This window comes from Microcoleus sp. C2D2 (assembly GCF_036702495.1).
Taxonomy (GTDB): Bacteria; Cyanobacteriota; Cyanobacteriia; order Cyanobacteriales; family Microcoleaceae; genus Microcoleus.
Genome location: NZ_JAUBTO010000153.1, coordinates 1 through 18,583, shown reverse-complemented (window position 1 = coordinate 18,583; position 18,583 = coordinate 1). Strand labels below are relative to the sequence as shown.

At 44.6% G+C, this 18,583-nt stretch carries 11 protein-coding genes and 1 pseudogene; 6 read left to right on the top strand and 6 right to left on the bottom strand.

Annotated features, from left to right (window positions below):
* The 4 genes and pseudogenes from QUB61_RS31975 to QUB61_RS40200 form a co-directional block, all read left to right on the top strand.
* Nucleotides 1-347: pseudogene (locus QUB61_RS31975) on the top strand (ISKra4 family transposase); the annotation flags it as partial.
* A 241-nt stretch (nucleotides 348-588) separates the two neighbouring features.
* Nucleotides 589-1,596, top strand: a complete 1,008-nt coding sequence (locus QUB61_RS31970; RefSeq protein WP_333133967.1) for a phosphotransferase — start codon at nucleotides 589-591, stop codon at nucleotides 1,594-1,596.
* A 141-nt stretch (nucleotides 1,597-1,737) separates the two neighbouring features.
* Nucleotides 1,738-1,878, top strand: a complete 141-nt coding sequence (locus QUB61_RS40205; protein WP_445300303.1) for an AraC family transcriptional regulator — start codon at nucleotides 1,738-1,740, stop codon at nucleotides 1,876-1,878.
* A 12-nt stretch (nucleotides 1,879-1,890) separates the two neighbouring features.
* Complete coding sequence (locus tag QUB61_RS40200; RefSeq protein ID WP_445300302.1) at nucleotides 1,891-2,019, top strand: helix-turn-helix domain-containing protein; 129 nt, start codon at nucleotides 1,891-1,893, stop codon at nucleotides 2,017-2,019.
* Between the two features lie 478 nt (nucleotides 2,020-2,497).
* On the opposite strand, the gene QUB61_RS31965 is transcribed toward QUB61_RS40200, so the two are convergent.
* Together QUB61_RS31965 and QUB61_RS31960 are read right to left on the bottom strand one after the other, a co-directional pair.
* Nucleotides 2,498-4,678: an ATP-binding protein gene (locus QUB61_RS31965; protein WP_333133968.1), complete on the bottom strand. Its 2,181-nt coding sequence runs from the start codon at nucleotides 4,676-4,678 to the stop codon at nucleotides 2,498-2,500.
* 319 nt (nucleotides 4,679-4,997) lie between these two features.
* On the bottom strand, nucleotides 4,998-10,511 hold the full coding sequence (locus tag QUB61_RS31960; RefSeq protein WP_333133969.1) for an AAA family ATPase: 5,514 nt from the start codon (nucleotides 10,509-10,511) through the stop codon (nucleotides 4,998-5,000).
* 1,051 nt (nucleotides 10,512-11,562) lie between these two features.
* Between QUB61_RS31960 and bchB the strand changes: the two genes are divergently transcribed.
* Nucleotides 11,563-13,089, top strand: coding sequence for a ferredoxin:protochlorophyllide reductase (ATP-dependent) subunit B (bchB, locus tag QUB61_RS31955; RefSeq protein WP_333133970.1), 1,527 nt, complete (start codon nucleotides 11,563-11,565; stop codon nucleotides 13,087-13,089).
* A 210-nt stretch (nucleotides 13,090-13,299) separates the two neighbouring features.
* Here the strand turns inward: bchB and QUB61_RS31950 are convergent, their stop codons facing one another.
* Both QUB61_RS31950 and QUB61_RS31945 read right to left on the bottom strand, forming a co-directional pair.
* Nucleotides 13,300-13,929 (bottom strand): Uma2 family endonuclease, encoded by a 630-nt coding sequence (locus tag QUB61_RS31950; protein WP_333133971.1) that lies wholly within the window; start codon nucleotides 13,927-13,929, stop codon nucleotides 13,300-13,302.
* A gap of 137 nt (nucleotides 13,930-14,066) precedes the next feature.
* Complete coding sequence (locus tag QUB61_RS31945) at nucleotides 14,067-14,273, bottom strand: hypothetical protein (protein WP_190659208.1); 207 nt, start codon at nucleotides 14,271-14,273, stop codon at nucleotides 14,067-14,069.
* Between the two features lie 183 nt (nucleotides 14,274-14,456).
* Here QUB61_RS31945 and QUB61_RS31940 point away from each other — a divergent pair, with 183 nt between their 5' ends.
* Nucleotides 14,457-14,639 (top strand): ribbon-helix-helix domain-containing protein, encoded by a 183-nt coding sequence (locus QUB61_RS31940; RefSeq protein ID WP_333133972.1) that lies wholly within the window; start codon nucleotides 14,457-14,459, stop codon nucleotides 14,637-14,639.
* 191 nt (nucleotides 14,640-14,830) lie between these two features.
* On the opposite strand, the gene QUB61_RS31935 is transcribed toward QUB61_RS31940, so the two are convergent.
* Together QUB61_RS31935 and QUB61_RS31930 are read right to left on the bottom strand one after the other, a co-directional pair.
* A complete protein-coding gene (locus QUB61_RS31935) occupies nucleotides 14,831-18,127 on the bottom strand; it encodes an NACHT C-terminal alpha/beta 1 domain-containing protein (RefSeq protein WP_333133973.1) in 3,297 nt (1,098 codons plus the stop codon).
* A 259-nt stretch (nucleotides 18,128-18,386) separates the two neighbouring features.
* On the bottom strand, nucleotides 18,387-18,583 hold a 197-nt coding region (locus QUB61_RS31930; RefSeq protein WP_333190273.1), incomplete at its 5' end, for a hypothetical protein.

The window sequence follows — 18,583 nt, the reverse complement described above, 5'->3', positions numbered from 1 at the left end:
TCAAAGAAAATCTCTACAAGGTAGGGGGTTCAATAAAAAAAATAAAATCAGTAGAAAATATGTTATGGCAAGGCAAAATTGATGAAGTTATAAATTTATTTAAAGACTTTAAAGATCGAGCATTTAAAACGTTTTGTAATTATTTAGAGACCCATCGCTGTCGAATAGTCAATTACCAATACTACAAAGAAGAATCCATAAGTTCGATTGGTTCGGGAACAATTGAATCAATAATTAAACGCATTGGATTAAGGGTGAAAATATCGGGAGCGCAATGGAAGATTGAGAACGTTTCGTCTATCCTTGCTCTTCGCTGTGCTTATCTCAACGGTCAACTTTCAATTTGATGTATTTGCCAAACTGAGATGCACCCATCGCTTTTCACACTCTCAATCGAACAAGTCATCACATTCATCGAATGGATAATGCGCTGAACTGACTCGCGATATGTCAGATGTCGTCGCCGAATTTCGTTTACAACCACCTATTCGAGTGGGGAGCCTGGGAATAGAACACATCGAATCTTGATGCTCAATTGAGTTTAGAAAACAAGGAGCAGTGGTTTGATAATTATCTGTAGGAAGACTGATGAGCCTATCAGAATCGGTAAAACAAGTCATTTCTAATCATTGGTCATTTCTGGCTGAGGCGACGTTTGAACCGACAGCGCAAGGTTCAAGTCAGGCAACCTATTTTGTTTACACACCAGACAACCGGTTTGTTTTGAAACTTTACACAGCAACCACTGAAACTGTCCAGATTCAATACGAACATTCATTGCTCGCCTTCTTGCAATCCACTGATTTCTCTTTTGCGATTCCAGAACCAATCCGTACTACTTCTGGTGAGACTTTCATTGCAGTTGAAGCTGACGGTCGATCGCTCAACGCTGCTTTATTTCCTCGGATAGTCGGACAAGCTATGGATCGGCAAAACCTTGACCAAATTCAATCGGCTGGCTTTGCCTTAGCTTCGTTGCATCATCAGCTTGCCAAGTTTGATCCGCAGGGTAAGTTCGCAAGATTGCCGTTTTGGGGAGCGTTAGGTCGGATTCATCCACAAGTGAGCGATCCCTTAAATGTTGCGCAAATTTTGAGTCTAGGATTGGAAGAACAGGGGCGCGTTAGTCAACTGTTGAGTGAGGCGATCGAAGCCGCCCCTCATCTCTACGCAACGCTTCCTATCCAAACCATTCATGCGGATTACATTACACCGAATATTCTTGTTGACAACGATCGCGTCGTTGGGATTTTAGATTTTGAGTTCGCCACGCGCGATTTGCGGCTGTTAGATTATCTCAGTAGCTTGGATCAGTTTGCGTCCTTTCCCTGGAAGGACCCTCGATTCGAGGAGATTGTGCGAGCCTTCAGTATGGGTTATCGAGCCTGTTCTTCCCTGACTGTGACAGAAATGAAGGCTGTAATTGCAGTATGGAAGTTGCAACGCGCCAGTTCGCTCGTCTACTGGACAGGGTGGTTGCTTGAAGGAAAGGGAAATCGTCAGCAAATAGTAAATGCAGTTATGGAGACGCTGAGATTTGAAACGTGGCTCGAATCAAATCAAAGGAGACTGCTGGATGCGCTGGGTATCGCCTAATTTTTATGTCGGCTTTACACCGAATCTATCGCCAATTTATTTGGCATTCACCTACTGCGCCACTACTGCACCACTCCCGCCACTCTGCGTACCTGCAAAGGCGGTTTGTCCGATTTTCAGTTAAAACGCGCGATCGACTAGATCCGATCGAACCTCGATGCTCAATTGACTTTAGAAAACATTACCGCCGAACTGAATTTAAGTCACTATTATTTTTGTTCTATATTCAAGCAATCGATGGGAGTTTCCCCGTGGCAATATGTAATTATGCAGCGAGTCTAACGCGCGAAATAATTGCTAAAAAACCGGGATTTGTCAATTTCTGAAGTTGCCCTTGCTTGCGGTTTTTCCAATCAAAGTCATCTCAACAAGCATTTTCTATCTGCTACAGGAATTGCACCCGGAATCTATCTGCGGGGATGAGAGCAAAAATGTAAAAGCGCGATCGCCATTTGATCGATCCGCCTCCATTGTGGCACGGGCGTCCCGCCTGTGCGATAGTATTGGTTCAAGCCGTCAAGCCGCGCTATCGAGAAGTAAATCGCCCTGTAAATAGTGTGGTTTACTCTGGTTTACTGCTTGTGCTATAAGTGAGGAAAAATCTTTGTAATTACCAATTGCTAAGATAATGCAAGCTGAAAAAATATCAATTTAATTAAAATGTGAGTTAAAACATAAAATCTCAACTAAAATGACGGGTTTAGATTTTGTTATTAAGAGTTTATATGTCAGGAAGCTCCGCGCTCCGACAGCAATCGTATTTTTAAGTATTATTCAAGGTTTGAACGAAGTATGGGGGTTAGAAAACTCGGTTTCTGCGTCCAGGACTATATGTGACAGGCATTTAGTTAAATGGTTTTATAACGGCTGATACTGGGCGTTAGATAGCTTCGCTGACTTGTTAGCGGATGGGAATTTGAATCACAAACTGAGTTCCCTCACCAGGAGTAGAGAAGCACTCCAGTTTACCGTTATGTTTTTCCGTGACAATTTGATAGCTGATAGACATTCCCATCCCTGTGCCTTTTCCAATCGGTTTGGTGGTGAAGAAGGGATTGAATATTTGTTGCTGAATGTCTTGGGGCATACCAGGCCCGTTATCCGCGATCGCAATTTGCACCCAGCGGCCATCAACCACCGAAGTCATAATTTTAATTTGATTGGGATTTGCCTGGATATCCTGAAACGTTCGACCAGCATTGCCATTTTCTAAAGCATCGATCGCATTGGTGAGAATATTCATAAACACCTGATTGAGTTGTCCGGCGTAGCATTCCACCAGCGGTAGAGAACCGTAGTCTTGGATCGCCTCAATGGACGGTCGTTCCGGTCTATCTTTAAGGCGGTGTTGCAAAATCAGTAGGGTGCTGTTAATACCCTCATGAATATCGACTGCCTTAAACTCTGCTTCGTCCATCCGCGAAAAGTTTCGTAGCGACAGGACAATTTGGCGGATGCGATCCGTACCCATTTTCATCGAAGACAGCATTTTTGGCAGGTCTTCTTGCAAGAACTCCAGGTCGATTTCTTCGGCTGCGATTTGAATTTCGTCAGCAGGGTTAGGATAGTGCTGTCGATAAAGCTGCACGAACTCTAACAAATCTTGGGCGTATTGCTGTGTATGGATGAGGTTGCCGTGAATGAAGTTGACCGGGTTGTTAATTTCGTGGGCGACTCCCGCAACCAGTTGCCCCAAACTAGACATTTTTTCGCTCTGAATTATCTGTGATTGGGTGCGTTGCAACTCACTTAGAGCGTTTTTGAGTTCAACGGTGCGGTCTTCCACCCGGTCTTCTAATTCTGCATTACTTTTTTCTAAGGCGGTAAACGATTCGCGCAGTTGTCTTGCCATGTGGTTAAAGGAGTTGGCAAGGGCGTTGAGTTCTTGAATACCGCTGTCTTCTACAGGTTGGTCGAAGTTGCCAGATGTTATTGCCTCACTCGCCCGATTCAGTCGCAGAATCGGACGCGCAATCCAGCCGGAGGTGAGAACGCCCATCCCACAAGCTACCCCCAATGCTGCTAAGCAGAGCAAGATTGTGGTGCGAGTATTGGCATCAATCTGTGCCATGAACTCGCTTTCTGGCACACTCACCACCACTAACCAATCCAATCCATATTCGTCGCGCCAGGGAGTGACTTGCACATAGTAGAGTTCTCCCTGAAAATCAAGTCGGAGATGGGTGTGTCCAGAAATGGATTGAAACCCTTTGAAGCGTTGCTGGATTTGTTTGGCAATTCCCTGCACTATGGGATTGCCACTGTCGATCGCCTTCAAACGCCGAATCTCGTCTTTGACGGTGGTAAAGGGCTGTTCTTTCGCAGAATTAGCAATCAACATTCCATTGCGTTCCATGATGAAAACCTGCCCTGAGCTACTGACATCTATATTCCGTAAGAAATCGCTCAGTTTCAACAGATGGATATCGGCTCCAACCATTCCTAGCAAGCGATTATTTGTGTCATAGATGGGGCGACCCGCCGAGGCAACAATATAAGGATGACCGGGATTATTCCAGGTATAGATCCGCGACCAAATAGGTTTACCTGCTCTCACGGGCTCGGTGTACCAGGTTTCAGTAAAGGTATCCCAACTAGCGACACTAACGATACCAGTACGATTACCGCGGTCATCGGTGGCGTAGGTTTGAAGATTGTTTACAGGTTTGGCACTCAAATCATCGATCGCGACCGTTTTGCCGTCGTAGCGTGCGGCTCCGGTCCCATAACCAGTCGTCAGTACGATGCCGATGTAAGTCAGGTCATAAGTCTGCATTTGGTGCCAAAAATACTTAGCGACGGTTTGGCGATCGCGCACATCCAGCAATCCCATCCGAATCGCATCGGCGTTAATCCGAATCACTTGATGCGGAATAGATAAATAAGCATTCAGATGTTGATTCACCGTACTGCTGGTTCGATCCATCAACCGATCCGCCAGGTCGTTTACCGCTTTCTGTCCATTTTTGAACGACAAATATCCCACCAGACCGACCGCTCCAAAGATTTGCAAAACAAATGGCACGATCAGTATGAGCTGCAATCGGAGCGCCTTAGTTTTGCCGAAGTGACGTATGTTCATGCTCGAAAATTACTTTTCTTTTAGTGGGATATACTCTACATTTCCATCATCTTTATACACACAATATTTAACTTTTTTAACTAAAAGAATGACATTTTTTATGCTTTTTCGGAGCATTGCCACCCGTGATAAAAACTGCTCAGTGCGCCTCCAAAAGGACGATCGCCCTTTTGTCGAAACCCGAGCGATAGACTTTGCGGCAGAGTTTTCGCCGAGCTTGAATTGCGAATTCAAAGTTTAGTAAACGCAAGGCGTGGCAGGATTGTTAATGATTGCTACCTCTAATTGATTTGGGAATTTTGGTTGATAGCGGCGCCGATTACAAAACTTGCCGCGGGGCGATCGGAATTTCAATAATAAACTCGCACCCCTCTCCGGGTGCAGAAACGCACGTCAATTTTCCGCCGTGAGAACTGACAACAATCGAGTGAGAAATAGACAATCCCAAACCAGTTCCCGAACCCACCGGCTTAGTTGTAAAAAACGGATCGAAAATCTTGTGCAGCACCTCAGTTCTCATCCCCGGCCCGTTGTCGGCAATTCTAATTATGGCAGACTTCCTGTCTGTCACCTCTGTAGAAATTGTAATAGTAGGCTGTTTCTGAGAGTTTTCCGGGCAATCTCTTGCTACGAGGAGAGCATCGATCGCATTTGTCAAAATATTCATAAATACCTGATTCAACTGAGACGCATAACAAGTAATTAGTGGTAGCGTGCTGTAATTTTTTATCACCTCAATTCCCAAACGCCCGCCCTCTTTTCTCAGGCGCGGTTGCAGCAACATCACCGTACTGTCGATGCCATGATGGATATCTACCGACTTCATTTGCGCTTCATCGAGGCGCGAGAAATTCCGCAAGCTCAGCACAATATCCCGGATTCTTTCCGCTCCTACTTTCATAGAATCCAGCAGCTTTTGCAAATCTTCGCTCAAAAATTCCAGCTCAATTGTTTCTATTTCCTCCAGGATTTCATCAGCAGGTTCCGGATAGTGCTCCTGGTAAAGCTCAATCAATTTTAGCAAGTCTCTAACGTATTCGCTAGCCGGATTTAGATTGCCGTAGATAAAACTTACAGGATTATTAATTTCGTGAGCTACACCAGCCACCATTTGCCCCAAACTAGACATTTTTTCCGTTTGGATTAATTGAGCTTGAGTTAGTTTCAGCTCGCGCAAAGTTTGTTCTAAACGCTCGTTCTTTTCATTTAACTCCTGCGTCCGCTCTTGCACTTTCTGTTCCACCGAATTGTAAAGCAGAGCATTTTCCAAAGAAATAGCAACTTGGGAAGAAAGCAACCTTAAAACTTCCAATCTCTGGGGAGTAAATGCCCCGACAGTTAAATTGTTTTCTAAATAAAGAATGCCGATCAGTTTGCCTTGATTGATGATAGGAGTACACAAAATAGATTGGAGTTGATGTTTGGCAACGTAAGGATCGGCTGTAAATAGTCCCTCAGCCGCCGCATTGCTCAACACCAAATCCGAGCGAGTCCTTTCCACATAATTAATAACCGTCACAGGTAAATCCTGATAGCCTTCAACAGGCGTAAATTGCAGCACGGCTACATCTTCAGCAAATACTGACGCTTTAGCTAAAATCAACAGTTGACCATCTCTGACTAAGATCAAAAAACCTAATTGAGCACCCGCATTTTCCAAGGATATTCTCATCAAAGAAGCCAGCAACTTATCGAGGACAATTTCGCTAGAAATCGCCAGAGATGCTTTCATGACCGTTGCTAAATCCAGCACTCTCGCATCGCTGCCCGTAGAACTATGAATAGTTGTTGTAGTTTGATTGTTTTTAAAACTTCCGTTGATCGGCGTCATTTCCCGCAACTGCGGATACTTCTGTTCTAAATCTTCTACTTTGCGGACTGCACCCCAGCGCAAGTAGCACGAGTGAGCTTCGCGCAAGTGGATTTTAGCATATTGATACTTGCCTTTACTCAACCAAAACTTAGCTGCTAGTTCATTGGCCAGCGCTTCATTTTGGACAAACTCATTGTCTTGGGCTAAATTTATAGCGAAATCGTACAGTTCTACAGCTTCTGAATCTTTCTTGGAAATTCTGGCTATTTCTGCTTGTACTAAAAGGTACTTGTGCAGAAAATTTTCGGCACAGTTGTCTGCCCAAATTTTCATCTGTTTTTGGTTGGCTTCTAACTTTTCCAAGTAGAGCTTTTGCTGGTCTTCTGAAACATTTGGGAAAACGGCGGCTAAAACTAGAGAAAAGAAAAAATTCCATTCTGTAGCGGGTATCGCTCCGGTAATAAAAGATAGCTGTTTTTCTACTTCCAAAGCTAGTTGTAGTGCTTCGTTGAAGTTGCCGTACCAGTACATTACCTGGCATTTGCGAATCTGATAAAGGCAGAGCGAGTACCAATTTTGATGAGCTTTACAGTTGTGCACGTATTCAGCTTCGCTGATATCTTCGCTTTCAAATACAAACTTTTCAAGAGTGAGTTTGCTCAGGTTGCGCAGGATTAACTCTACCCCTAATAATATATCGGTTACGAGCTGATTTTTTGTTTTTTGGCTGAACTGCAAATACCTGCTCGTGTCGGCCATAATTTGCGAGATTTCTTTACCTTGAAAAAATGAGTTAGCTATGCGGTTGGATAGGATATAACCCGCATACTCTAAATCTCCGGATTCTAAAGCTGCTTGATATCCTTCATTGCTGATTGCGTGAGAATCTTTGATGTGGTTGAACCAGTAATAAAACATACTGACCAGAGATGAACAAGCTCTGCACTTCAAGCCGATATTGCCCGATTTTTCGCTGAGATTCAGCGAGAGCAAGCCGAATTGATACGCAGCTTTGTAATCTCCAGAAACTGCGTTTAAGAACATACCGTAGCCAGCATAGCAAAGAGATGCTTCGGGTACTAAACCGTATTTGAGAGAAAGATTGACTCCTTTTAAAACGCTGACTTTCCACAAATCTGGATTTTTGAGGTACGCTGATGTCAGCAAATTTGTAATTAATGTGACTGCCACTTTTTTGTCTGGTACAGTCATTTCGGGGGCGTCAATCAGGGAAGCTATTTCTCTACCCGCTAAAAAATTTGTGGCTGCTGCAAATTCTTCGGATATGACTTTTTGTAGCCCGTCTAGCGGCAAGTCAATTCCGAGCAAGTTCAAAGCTTTGATTCCGGCTTTAACGGCTTCTTCATACTTCGCCCGCAGGGTGTACTGCACGATCAGCAGGTTGTAAATTTCTACCTTTTCTAAGGACGATCGCGCTTTTTCCAAAGTTATATTAATAAATTCTTCTGAGTTATCGAAATAACCGTTTAAATACTCAACATTTGCCCGCTCCATGTGCAAGGCAAAGGCTAAGTCGTAGTGGGAATCCCAAATATCGGCGGTCAAACCGTCCATGCCTGCGGTCAAATACTGCAATGCTGAAACATAAGCGGTGGCGTCTTTTGCTCTCCGAGTCGCATCTAAATTCAGCGTGGCTAATTCAATTAATTCTCGATCGTCTTTAATTAGCGATCGAGCTACATTCAAGTGATCGACTAATTCAAAGATTCTGTCAGCGCGATATTCAGCCGGAGTATTTTCTAGGATTTGCCTGCCTATTTTCAGGTGAACTGCCTTTTTTTGCGAGTCGTCGATCAGAGCGTAAGCTGCTTGCTGTACCCGATCGTGCAAAAATTTATAATTCAGAATTAATAGCGGAAACAGCACGTAATCTAATGACTTGCTTTCCAATTCCGAACTGGGTAGGATCAGTCCAGACTTGAGCGCTGGCAACAGCTGTGAAAAAGTTTCCGACGCTTCTTTCTCATTAATTAAAGAAAGAGTATTCAAGTCAAATTCGTTGCCCAAACAAGCCACCAAACGCAAAACTTGCTGCGTTGAACTGGGCAGTTTTCTCAATTTTTGGACCATCAAATCTACTACATTGTCAGTGATAGCGCACTGCTCAATTTGAGTCATATCCCAATGCCAGCCGCCCTTGCTCCCCGACTGTGGCGGGTGAAAAACTAGCAAGTTTTCCTGATACAATGTTTGTAGGAATTGATTGACAAAAAAAGGATTGCCGTCTGTTTTGCTGACCACCAGTTCAGCTAAAGGTTTAACAGATTCTCGATCGCTGTGCAAAGTCTCGGCAATCAAATGAGTTATGTTTTCCACCCCCAGCGGCGACAAAGCAATCTGATTAATGATAGCTTCCTGATTTCGCAGCGTCTCGACAGTCATCATTAAAGGATGAGTGGGACTGACTTCATTATCCCGATAAGCGCCAATTAAAAACAGATATTGTGTAGCTTCATCTGTCATCATCAATTCGATCAATTTGAGAGTAGCAGAATCAGCCCACTGCAAATCGTCGAGAAAAATTACCAGCGGATGTTCGGGCTGGCAAAATACGCGAATGAAATTTTGAAAGACTAAATTAAAGCGGTTTAGACATTCCGTCGGCCCCAATTCAGCTACAGGAGACTGAGGTCCGACAATTAATTCAACTTCGGGAATGACATCAATAATAATTTGCCCGTTTTGACCGAAGGAAGTGCGGAGTTTTTCGCGCCAAACTGCTAATTGAGCCTCGCTTTCAGTTAACAGTTGCCGCACCAATTCCGAAAAAGCGCTGACAACTGCCGAGTAAGGAATAGTCCGCTTGTACTGGTCAAATTTTCCCCAAATAAAATAGCCGCGCCTGCGGGTAATAGGTTTGTCTAAAATCTTCACCATGGCAGATTTGCCAATGCCGGAATAACCAGCAATCAGCATCATCTCGCTGCGAGATTTATGCTGTCCTCTGGCGAACACTGACCGGGAACTTTCTTTTCTGGATTTGCTCTCTTTCTTGAGCACAGAAATTTGGGTCTGTTCGGTGCGGTTGGGTCGATTATTTGTTGCTGCTACCCGTTCAAATGCCGCTAAAAGAGTTTCAACTTCTCGCTGTCTGCCGTAAAGTTTTTGAGGAATTTGAAATTTGTCGGAAATATCTTGGCTGGCGAGAGGAAACTCGGAAATAACCCCAGATGTTTGCCACTGAAACAGGCAGGATTCCAAATCTGCTTTTAGTCCCCAAGCACTTTGATAGCGCTCCTCAGCGGTTTTTGCTAACAATTTCATCACAATATCTGAAACAGCTTGAGGAATTTCTGGGGCAATTTCAGCGAGAGGTACTGGCTGTTTGGCGATGTGACAGTGAACTAACTCCATAGGATCTGTAGTGGGAAAAGGGAGCTGTCCTGCCAGGATTTCATAGAAGGTGACGCCGAGGGAATAAAAGTCGGTGCGGTAATCGATTACCCGGTTCATTCTGCCGGTTTGTTCGGGCGACATATAGGCTAAAGTGCCTTCTAAAAAATTAGGATTTTTATTCGGAACCTTTTCGACGTTGGATGCAGTTGAGATGCTAAAATCTATTAGTTTAACTTGTCCTGTCGCTGGATTAAAAACTATATTAGAGGGGTTTATATCTTTATGAATTACATTTTTTCCGTGAATTTCTCCCAAAGTTTCAGCAACTTTGATGGCAGTAGTCAGAAATCCTAAAGTGGTAAATTTTTGAGAAGCCCTAAAAATTTTTAAAGATTCGCCCCCAAAATCTTCTAATATCATTGCCAGACTATTTCTAACCTGCTGCAACTTGTATACTTTAACAACTCCGTCCAGCAGGCTTAAGTTGGCAGTAATCTCATATTCGCGCTTGTATCTATTCAGTTCTTCAGGAGTCGGATAGTCTTCTTTGATAAGTTTGATAATAACAGGTTGGTTGTCCTGCTCGTTGTGGCCGCGGTAAACCAGGGAAGTGCTGCTTTCATAAATGAGAGCGAGAACTGCAACGCCGGGAATTGCCATCATAGTTGGGTTCTCTCAAATTAGGTGTGCTGGGTCAATTTTATAGGACTTACGCGCGGGGGGCTAGAAACCCGCTGACTTCGTTGCTAGTCGTTGACGAACCCAAGATTTTATCGTATAAACCGGGTTTTTTTTCGTAAATCCTATGTTATTCTTCATTATCACTCAAGAGCTATCTTTTGGGATGTGTGGGAAGGCACGTCTTGACAGCAAAGAGCTGCTGCTGACTAAAGCGCGCTGGGGCTTTCGTCACCTTAGCAGTTAGGTTAACAAGAGCGCAAATACAGGATTTGTGCCACAATTTACTCTGAGGCTCGATCGCCATCCGGACAAATAAATTATTTCAGCTTCCAAGGAATTGCTTGATTTTAGCCGATCGCCACCACATTACGTGAAAATACGTAAGTGCTGCAAGATTTATTTTTTCCGGTGACAAGGCGCGAATTGCTGGTTCTAAAAAAACTGAGCGGTGCAAGTTTTAACTGCAATTCGCGGCCGAGGCGCTGAGGGAAGTAATACTATTTTAGATTTAAGATTTTAGATTAAAGAATTGAAGAATGGAGAATGACTGATGATTATCAGGGTTGGGAGCGCGGGCAGAGAGTTGCATTCTTTTTTTAAACTGGTGTAATGGCGTTTGGCCGATCGTGCAGTGTTGCTTCGGGAGCCGTAATTTCTCTCAATTATATCTGTTTGGGCGATCGATTAACAAGTCTAACTGACCGTTAGAGTCCACTAAATTTGACAAAAAATGTAGAATTATTGCACCTTGTCTGGTTCGCCACAGCGAACCCTAGGGCGAGAGAATTTGCCTAGCTCTGAAGAAAATTTTAGGAAAGATTAAGAATTATTGCCATAAAAGCAAGCTCAATTTGTTGGAATTACGAGCCAAATCCCAAGCAGGAAAGGCGTTTGAGCATTTCCGAAATCTGTAAATCCTCAGAAAGTTACTATTTCTAAAGGATTCATCCGGTGAGAAAATCAGAAACAACCTTAAAATTTAGCAGTAATCGCCCGATCGGGCACTTCTCAACCAGCAGCAGGAAAAATACCTATGAAATTGGCTTATTGGATGTACGCAGGCCCAGCCCACATCGGCACTTTGCGCGTGGCCACTTCCTTCAAAAACGTCCATGCAATCATGCACGCACCGATTGGAGACGACTATTTTAACGTCATGCGTTCCATGCTGGAGAGGGAACGGGATTTCACCCCGGTAACTACCAGCGTCGTTGACAGACACGTACTGGCCCGGGGATCGCAGGAACGGGTGGTGGACAACATCACCCGCAAAGACAGAGAAGAACACCCAGATTTAATCGTGCTCACCCCGACTTGCACCTCCAGCATTCTGCAAGAAGACTTGGAAAACTTCGTGGAGAGAGCTCAATTGGATGCTAAAGGCGATGTATTGCTGGCGGATGTTAACCATTACCGCGTCAACGAACTGCAAGCAGCCGATCGCACTTTGGATCAAATCGTCCAATTTTACATTAACAAAGCCCGCAAAAAAGGCGATTTAGTAGAAGCCAAAAGCGAAAAACCATCTGTCAACATTATCGGTATGTCTACCCTGGGTTTCCACAACCAGCACGACTGCACCGAGTTGAAGCGTTTGATGGCAGATTTGGGCATTGAAGTCAACGAAGTTATTCCCGAAGGTGCTTCGGTTCACAACTTAAAAAGACTGCCCCGCGCTTGGTTTAACTTGGTTCCTTATCGGGAATTGGGGATGATGACCGGGGAGTATTTGCAAAAAGAATTCGGCACGCCGATGGTGGATATTACGCCGATGGGTGTGGTGGAAACTGCGCGCTGTATCCGCAAGATTCAGCAAGTGTTGAATGCTCAAGGTGCGGATGTTGATTACGAAAATTTTATTGACCAACAAACGCGGTTTGTGTCGCAGGCTGCTTGGTTTTCGCGATCGATCGACTGCCAAAACTTAACCGGCAAAAAAGCCGTCGTATTTGGCGATAATACCCACGCTGCGGCGATGACGAAGATTTTGGCTCGCGAGATGGGAATCCACGTTGTGTGGGCTGGAACCTACTGTAAACACGACGCTGACTGGTTCCGGGAACAGGTCAGCGAGTATTGCGATGAAGTGCTCGTTACGGAGGATCACGGGGCGATTGGAGATGCGATCGCCAAAGCGGAACCTTCGGCGATTTTCGGCACGCAAATGGAACGCCACGTAGGTAAGCGGTTGGATATTCCCTGCGGCGTAATTGCTGCACCGATTCACGTCCAAAATTTCCCGATCGGCTACAAGCCATTTTTGGGTTATGAAGGCACGAATCAGTGCGTAGATTTGGTCTACAATTCCTTTACTTTGGGAATGGAAGACCACTTGCTGGAAATCTTCGGCGGCCACGATACTAAGGAAGTGATTACGAAGGGAATTTCGGCTGAGTCTGATATGGGTTGGACGAAGGAGGGACAGGCAGAATTGAACAAAATCCCTGGTTTTGTGCGGGGTAAGGTGAAGCGGAATACTGAGAAGTTTGCGCGCGATCGGGGGATTGATAAGATTACCGTTGAGGTTCTTTACGCAGCGAAGGAATCTGTCGGCGCGTAGTTAGTTGTAGGGTGGGCATTTGCCCACCTTACTTAGTAATATCAACTCCGGTAGCATCGGAATTAATATTACTCACAGTCAGGACACGGCAGTGCCGTGTCCCTACCTCCATTAATTGTAGGGACACGGCACTGCCGTGTCCTCTATATCATTCCGATGCTACCGGAAACAATATGACGATCGCCCTTTTCAAACCAAGTGCGATCGGCCTTATTCTTCCGCGCTATCTTCTGGCTCATTTTCCGCCTCAAAATCCACCTTCTCATAGATATCTGCTAGCGGTACTTCAACTTTAAAAAAATCAAAAACTAGCGCTGTATCCTCTTCATCGTACTGACTGTACGACCATCGCTTGTTTGCCAACTTGCAATACTGCTCTACATAAATTCGCGATTGGTCAATTAGAATATACTCTTGAAAGGTCGGCAGCGTTTGATAAAACTGAAACTTATCGCTGCGATCGTAACTTTTGGTAGATTTTGATAAAACTTCAATAATAACTTGAGGATTTATGACCGTATCTTTGCGATTGTTGTAATACTCAGGTTTCCCTAAAATTACCATCACATCGGGATAAGTATAAAATCGCTTTTTCGGCATCGACAGGCGCACGTCACCCATGAAAACATTATAATCAAGTCCCTTAAGAGCAAGACGTAATGCTATACTCATATTCAGGGAAATGTGATTGTGATTTGTACTTGCACCTGTCATGGGAATAATTACTCCGTCGCAATATTCACTTTTAGACTCTGCTGTTTCTTCCAGAGCTAGATATTCTTCTGGAGTAAAGTATCGCTGTGCTGTTGGCTGTTCTGTTACTTGTAGACTAGCTGTCACGGTTTTTTACCCAATTCAATTCATATCTTGCGTCCAGTCTAACATTGCCAAAAAATGCGATCGCCCGAATCAAACATTCGGGCGATTAAGAATGGGATAGCTTCGCCGCGCGTACTTTCAGACAGTCGCCACCAAAATTAATCGATCGGATCGAAAACAAGAGTCAATCGAGCACCGGGAAGCAGTTGTTTGAGAACTCGCAAGTGACCCTCTGCATCTGACCAACTGCGAAAGCGACCCACAACGACCCTTTGCAGATTCGGAAGCAAACGAACAACGATCCACGGTTTGAGACGTTTTTCATACCGCATAATAGATGTATCTCCTTTGTAAATTGGAGCCATAGCCAGTCCTGAGCCCTCGGAAAGCATCGGACTGGCTTTTGACTTTGCACCTGTAGTGTGCTGTAAAAATTATTGCACAAAAGGCCCTCATTGGTAGCAAAAAATTACTAAAATAGCGTTATCGCACCACGTTCGGCGTAAACTTGTATGATTGGGAGCGTTAGCACAAGGCAAATATTGACAGTGAGCAAGCGCGTTCACATCACACTCCCCGACTACATCTATGAATCTTTAGAGCAGTGGGCCGATCGGCAAGGTAGACCCACAGCCAGCTTGATAGCTTTTATCGTTGAAACAGCGGTGTTGGAAGCCAAAAAAAAAGGAGACATACCCCCCGGGCCTGAAGATCCCAAGGGCGACAGGTAAATCCTATTGAATTATAGGAAATTATCTGTAGGGAAACGGCACTGCCGTGTCCGGCGGGGGACTCGACGAATGAAAGATAATTTGTATGGGATTGAAAAGTGTAGCAATACTTTTGAAAATTGGTATTAAACCAGATCAGATGAGCCAATCTTGCTCTTATGAAAAAAATAGGAACAGGCAATCAGCATCGATTAACTTTCCCATACAACTTGGCAAATCCACCGCACAATCGCTCCAATCAAATCAGATTGACTGAGTGAAAAAGCTGCCAGCGAATGTACGTTATTCTCGCTAACAATAGCAATATTGCCGTCAAACTTGCTTAAATCATTGACAAATGTCTCGCTAAATCCAGTCGCCTCTTCCCCCCGCGAGTTGTAGAATACTAAGATGAAAGATTTCTCGCTATCCATCAGCAGCAAATCCCAATAAGTTTGTAAATCTGCCATTGTTTTCGGTGTGCCATCCTCACTTTTGGGACAGCCTTGTTTCAGCATTTCGGTGTAAATCTTGGCGGCGGGGTTGTCGGGGTTGATGAATTTTTTGCAGTCGATGCACAGGAGTTGGATTTGATTGGATAATTCGGCTTGATTATTGATTTCTCTGGCAATGTCTTGGGGGAAAGTTTGCCAATCGGGAACTTCAGGATGGGGTGTGGTGGGTGGATGGTGCCATGCGTGATAGAAGGTGGGGTAAGGGAGATTTTGGGCACAGTGCCAGATGACTTTGTAGGAATTGTTGTATCTGTCAAAGTCATTTTCGTAAGTCTCATCGGATAGGCAATCTTTTAAGGCAGTGACAACTCGTGTCATTTGCTGAGTTTCTGTCAAAATTTTCTTTAAACTATCTGCTGCTTGCTTCGGGGTAGATTCTTTCTCAGAGGTACGGATTAACTCAGTTAAAGCGGCGATCGCATCTGCGTTGCCTTTGCCTATTTTTCCTAAGATTACTACTGCCTGATACCGGCGGATATCTTCATCCCCAGAGGTGCGGATTAACTCAATTAAAGCGGCGATATTATCTGGATTGTCTTCGTCTATTTTCCATAAGCTATCTGCTCCCTGCGGCCAGATAGATTCATCTGTACTGGCGCATAACAACTTAATAACATCAAAAATGGTGAAGTTACCTTGTATGAGCTTGCTTATTTCTCGTAATATTGTTACTCCCCGCCACCCGAGATCTTCATTCTCAGAGGTGCAGATTAACTCAGTTAAAGCGGCGAGAGCATCTGGGTTCCCTTTGTCTATTTCCCCTAAGCTATCTGCTGCCTGCCCCCGGATATCTTCATTCTCAGAGGTGCGAATTAATTTAGTTAAAGCGGCGATAGAATCTGGGTTGCCTTGGTCTATTTTACCTAACCTATCTGCTGCCTGCCACCGGATATCTTCAGCCTCAGATGTGCGGATTAATTTAGTTAAAGCTGCGATCGCTCTTGTCCGATCGCTCTCTGGCAATACTGCTTTTGCTCCTTCTTCAATTGGAGCTATAAATGTCCTCCACTCCTGCTTTTCAATATTGAAATATCCGAATCCCCATTTGACAATTTGTGCAACGATCGCATCAGCCAAAGAACACTCCTTAAACTCATCAATTAATACAGCAGCTAGAAAATAAGCTCGATAACCATAAAATTCATGTTCAACTCCATCCTTAAATTCCACCAAGGCCTTAATAAAAGCTTCCTTCTCCTCCCTATCCACCTCCTTTCGCCCCATCCACAACAACATCACCTCTTTCCACTGCCGCTCGAAAATCCGATAAATCCCCTGCTGCGGATTCTCCGGCACATGATTCAAGAAAAAGTGCCAATCCTCAATCTCGCACGCTGCAAAATATTCCTGAAAAGAAGGATGATAGAAAGCATAAACAGATTTCAGCGGGTTGTGGGCATCAACTCCGACTCGATTCAGCCAACCTAATTCAATAGCTTTTTCAAATAACTCAGGATGCGGTTTCGCCAGGTTTATGCTCACAAACTCATCGGGCAATATCGATTTATATCCAGCTTCAATTGCTGTCAGTGCCAACTTTCCCAAGGCAGCATTTAAGTTTGTTCTCTGTGCTGCTGTTGTCGGGAAAGCTTGTTTTTTGAAATCATAAAGCGCTGCGACAAATACCTCATAAAGTTCGGCTTTAGTATCCGGTAATTTTTGCTGTCCGAATTCCCAAGTTAAACACAGCAGGAATAACCGCAGGGGATTGCGTACTAAATCTTTGATTCGCTCTTTTCCCGGTTCGTCTAAGGCGGCGCGGAGATTCGCCCCCAGCTTCCCCTTACCCAGGGGGGGAGCAGGAATTGAGGTAGTTTCTTTTGCGCCTAGAACCCCCCCCAGCCCCCCCTTGGTAAGGGGGGGAGCAGGAATGGAAGTAGTTTCCACCCTTGGTAAGAGATTAGGAATCGGGCCAGTTTCCCCCCTTGGCAAGGGGGGATTAAGGGGGGTAAACCATCGATCGATAAACAATTTCACCCGATCGCAATTCTCGCCGTCTCCATAGCTGAAATCGAGCATTCTATAAGTATCAAAATCAGACAGGGAATTCCCCGTAGCCTCCCAAATATTCAGGCGGCAACTGATTACTATTCGTACTTTATCGAATACCCGTTCTCTCAACTGTGGCGATAGAGTTCCCAGGGAATCCGCTATTCCCATTTCATCCGCGCCGTCCAACAGCAACCAGATTTTTCCTTCACTCAGTAATTCATTAAATTCTTTCACCCATTCCGCAGGTGCAGCATCCAATTTTCCCGCCGCTATTCGCAGCCAATCTTCGATTAAATATTGGCACAAAGGTTTTTTCACCTCTGCTAAGGATATCCATACCGGCAAATATTCAGTTTCCGCCAATATACGATCGCCAATTTTGAACAATTGAGTGGTTTTTCCCGCACCCGGTTCGCCGATGACTGCAAGGCGTTTGCCCTTGCTTTTAGGGCTGTCACTGTTAGCGAGGACTTTTTGGCAAAATTCGTCATAACTGAGGGGAATGAGTTTTTCGGATTCCTGATAAGCTTGGGAACCTGCTTGAGGGGAAAAATCATCGCGGCGCTGGGGTTTTTGCTGGCGTTCGATTAATCCCAAGGGGACGTGAATGTCGTCGAGGTTTATTTTTCGCCCTAAATCGTTAGCAAAAAAAGTGTTGACTGCTTGTCGCTTGGTTTGGGCTGCGACGCGACAGGTTTCGCGCCAGTCAATTTGGGTTGCTGGCGGTGAGGGTGGGCTCCATTCGTGGCGATCGACAATTTCGGGTATTTCTAAATTTAAAGCTTGGGCGAGCCAAGTAATACAGTCTCTCCTAATTCGCTCTTTTTTAAGAAACCGCTTAACCGTGTCAATACTCACCCCTGACTTTTCTGCCAAATCCCCGTGAGTCCAACCTTTCTTATCCGGTTTTTCAGGCCTGGGCAATTGGGCCATTCTTTCGAGAACTTTCTCTAATCCTTCTGGAGTAAGTCCTATGGTGCTGGAATTGGCAGTTTTGCTCATCGGTGGTAAGTGGAGAGATTGCAACTATTCATAGTTTAGTGAATAGCTAGGGAAAAATCCTAGTGCAGATCGGTGCAGTTCAATCTGCACTGTTTTGCTCTGGATGCTGCCCCTGGTATGCGGTTATTTGTAGATTATGACATTTAGGAATACCGCCATGAAGTTCAAAGATATTGTAAAAAATCACAAATTCACCTGCGTTGCTGGACAATTGACCGAGTTTGGCATCGTCAATTTAATCTCGTGGTTAGATCCAGTTTCAGGATTTTGGATTGGTATTGTTTGCTTGGTTTGGCATATTTTCCAGGATATTAGGGAAGAAGACGAAGAAGACAGCGATAGTCACTCCAAATAGGTTCGCAGCATCGGACTTTAGTCCTCGGTTGGGAATGAGAATTAAATAACTTCCACAAGGAAAGTGGGATGGGCGTCCCGCCCGTCCTTTTTGGACGGGCG

Bases quoted from the DNA above. Each gene is read 5' to 3' on its own strand.
- QUB61_RS31970 (WP_333133967.1), top strand. From the start codon at position 589: ATGAGCCTATCAGAATCGGTAAAACAAGTCATTTCTAATCATTGGTCA.
- QUB61_RS31965 (WP_333133968.1), bottom strand. From the start codon at position 4,678: ATGAACATACGTCACTTCGGCAAAACTAAGGCGCTCCGATTGCAGCTC.
- QUB61_RS31960 (WP_333133969.1), bottom strand. From the start codon at position 10,511: ATGATGGCAATTCCCGGCGTTGCAGTTCTCGCTCTCATTTATGAAAGC.
- bchB (WP_333133970.1), top strand. From the start codon at position 11,563: ATGAAATTGGCTTATTGGATGTACGCAGGCCCAGCCCACATCGGCACT.
- QUB61_RS31945 (WP_190659208.1), bottom strand. From the start codon at position 14,273: ATGGCTCCAATTTACAAAGGAGATACATCTATTATGCGGTATGAAAAA.
- QUB61_RS31935 (WP_333133973.1), bottom strand. From the start codon at position 18,127: ATGAGCAAAACTGCCAATTCCAGCACCATAGGACTTACTCCAGAAGGA.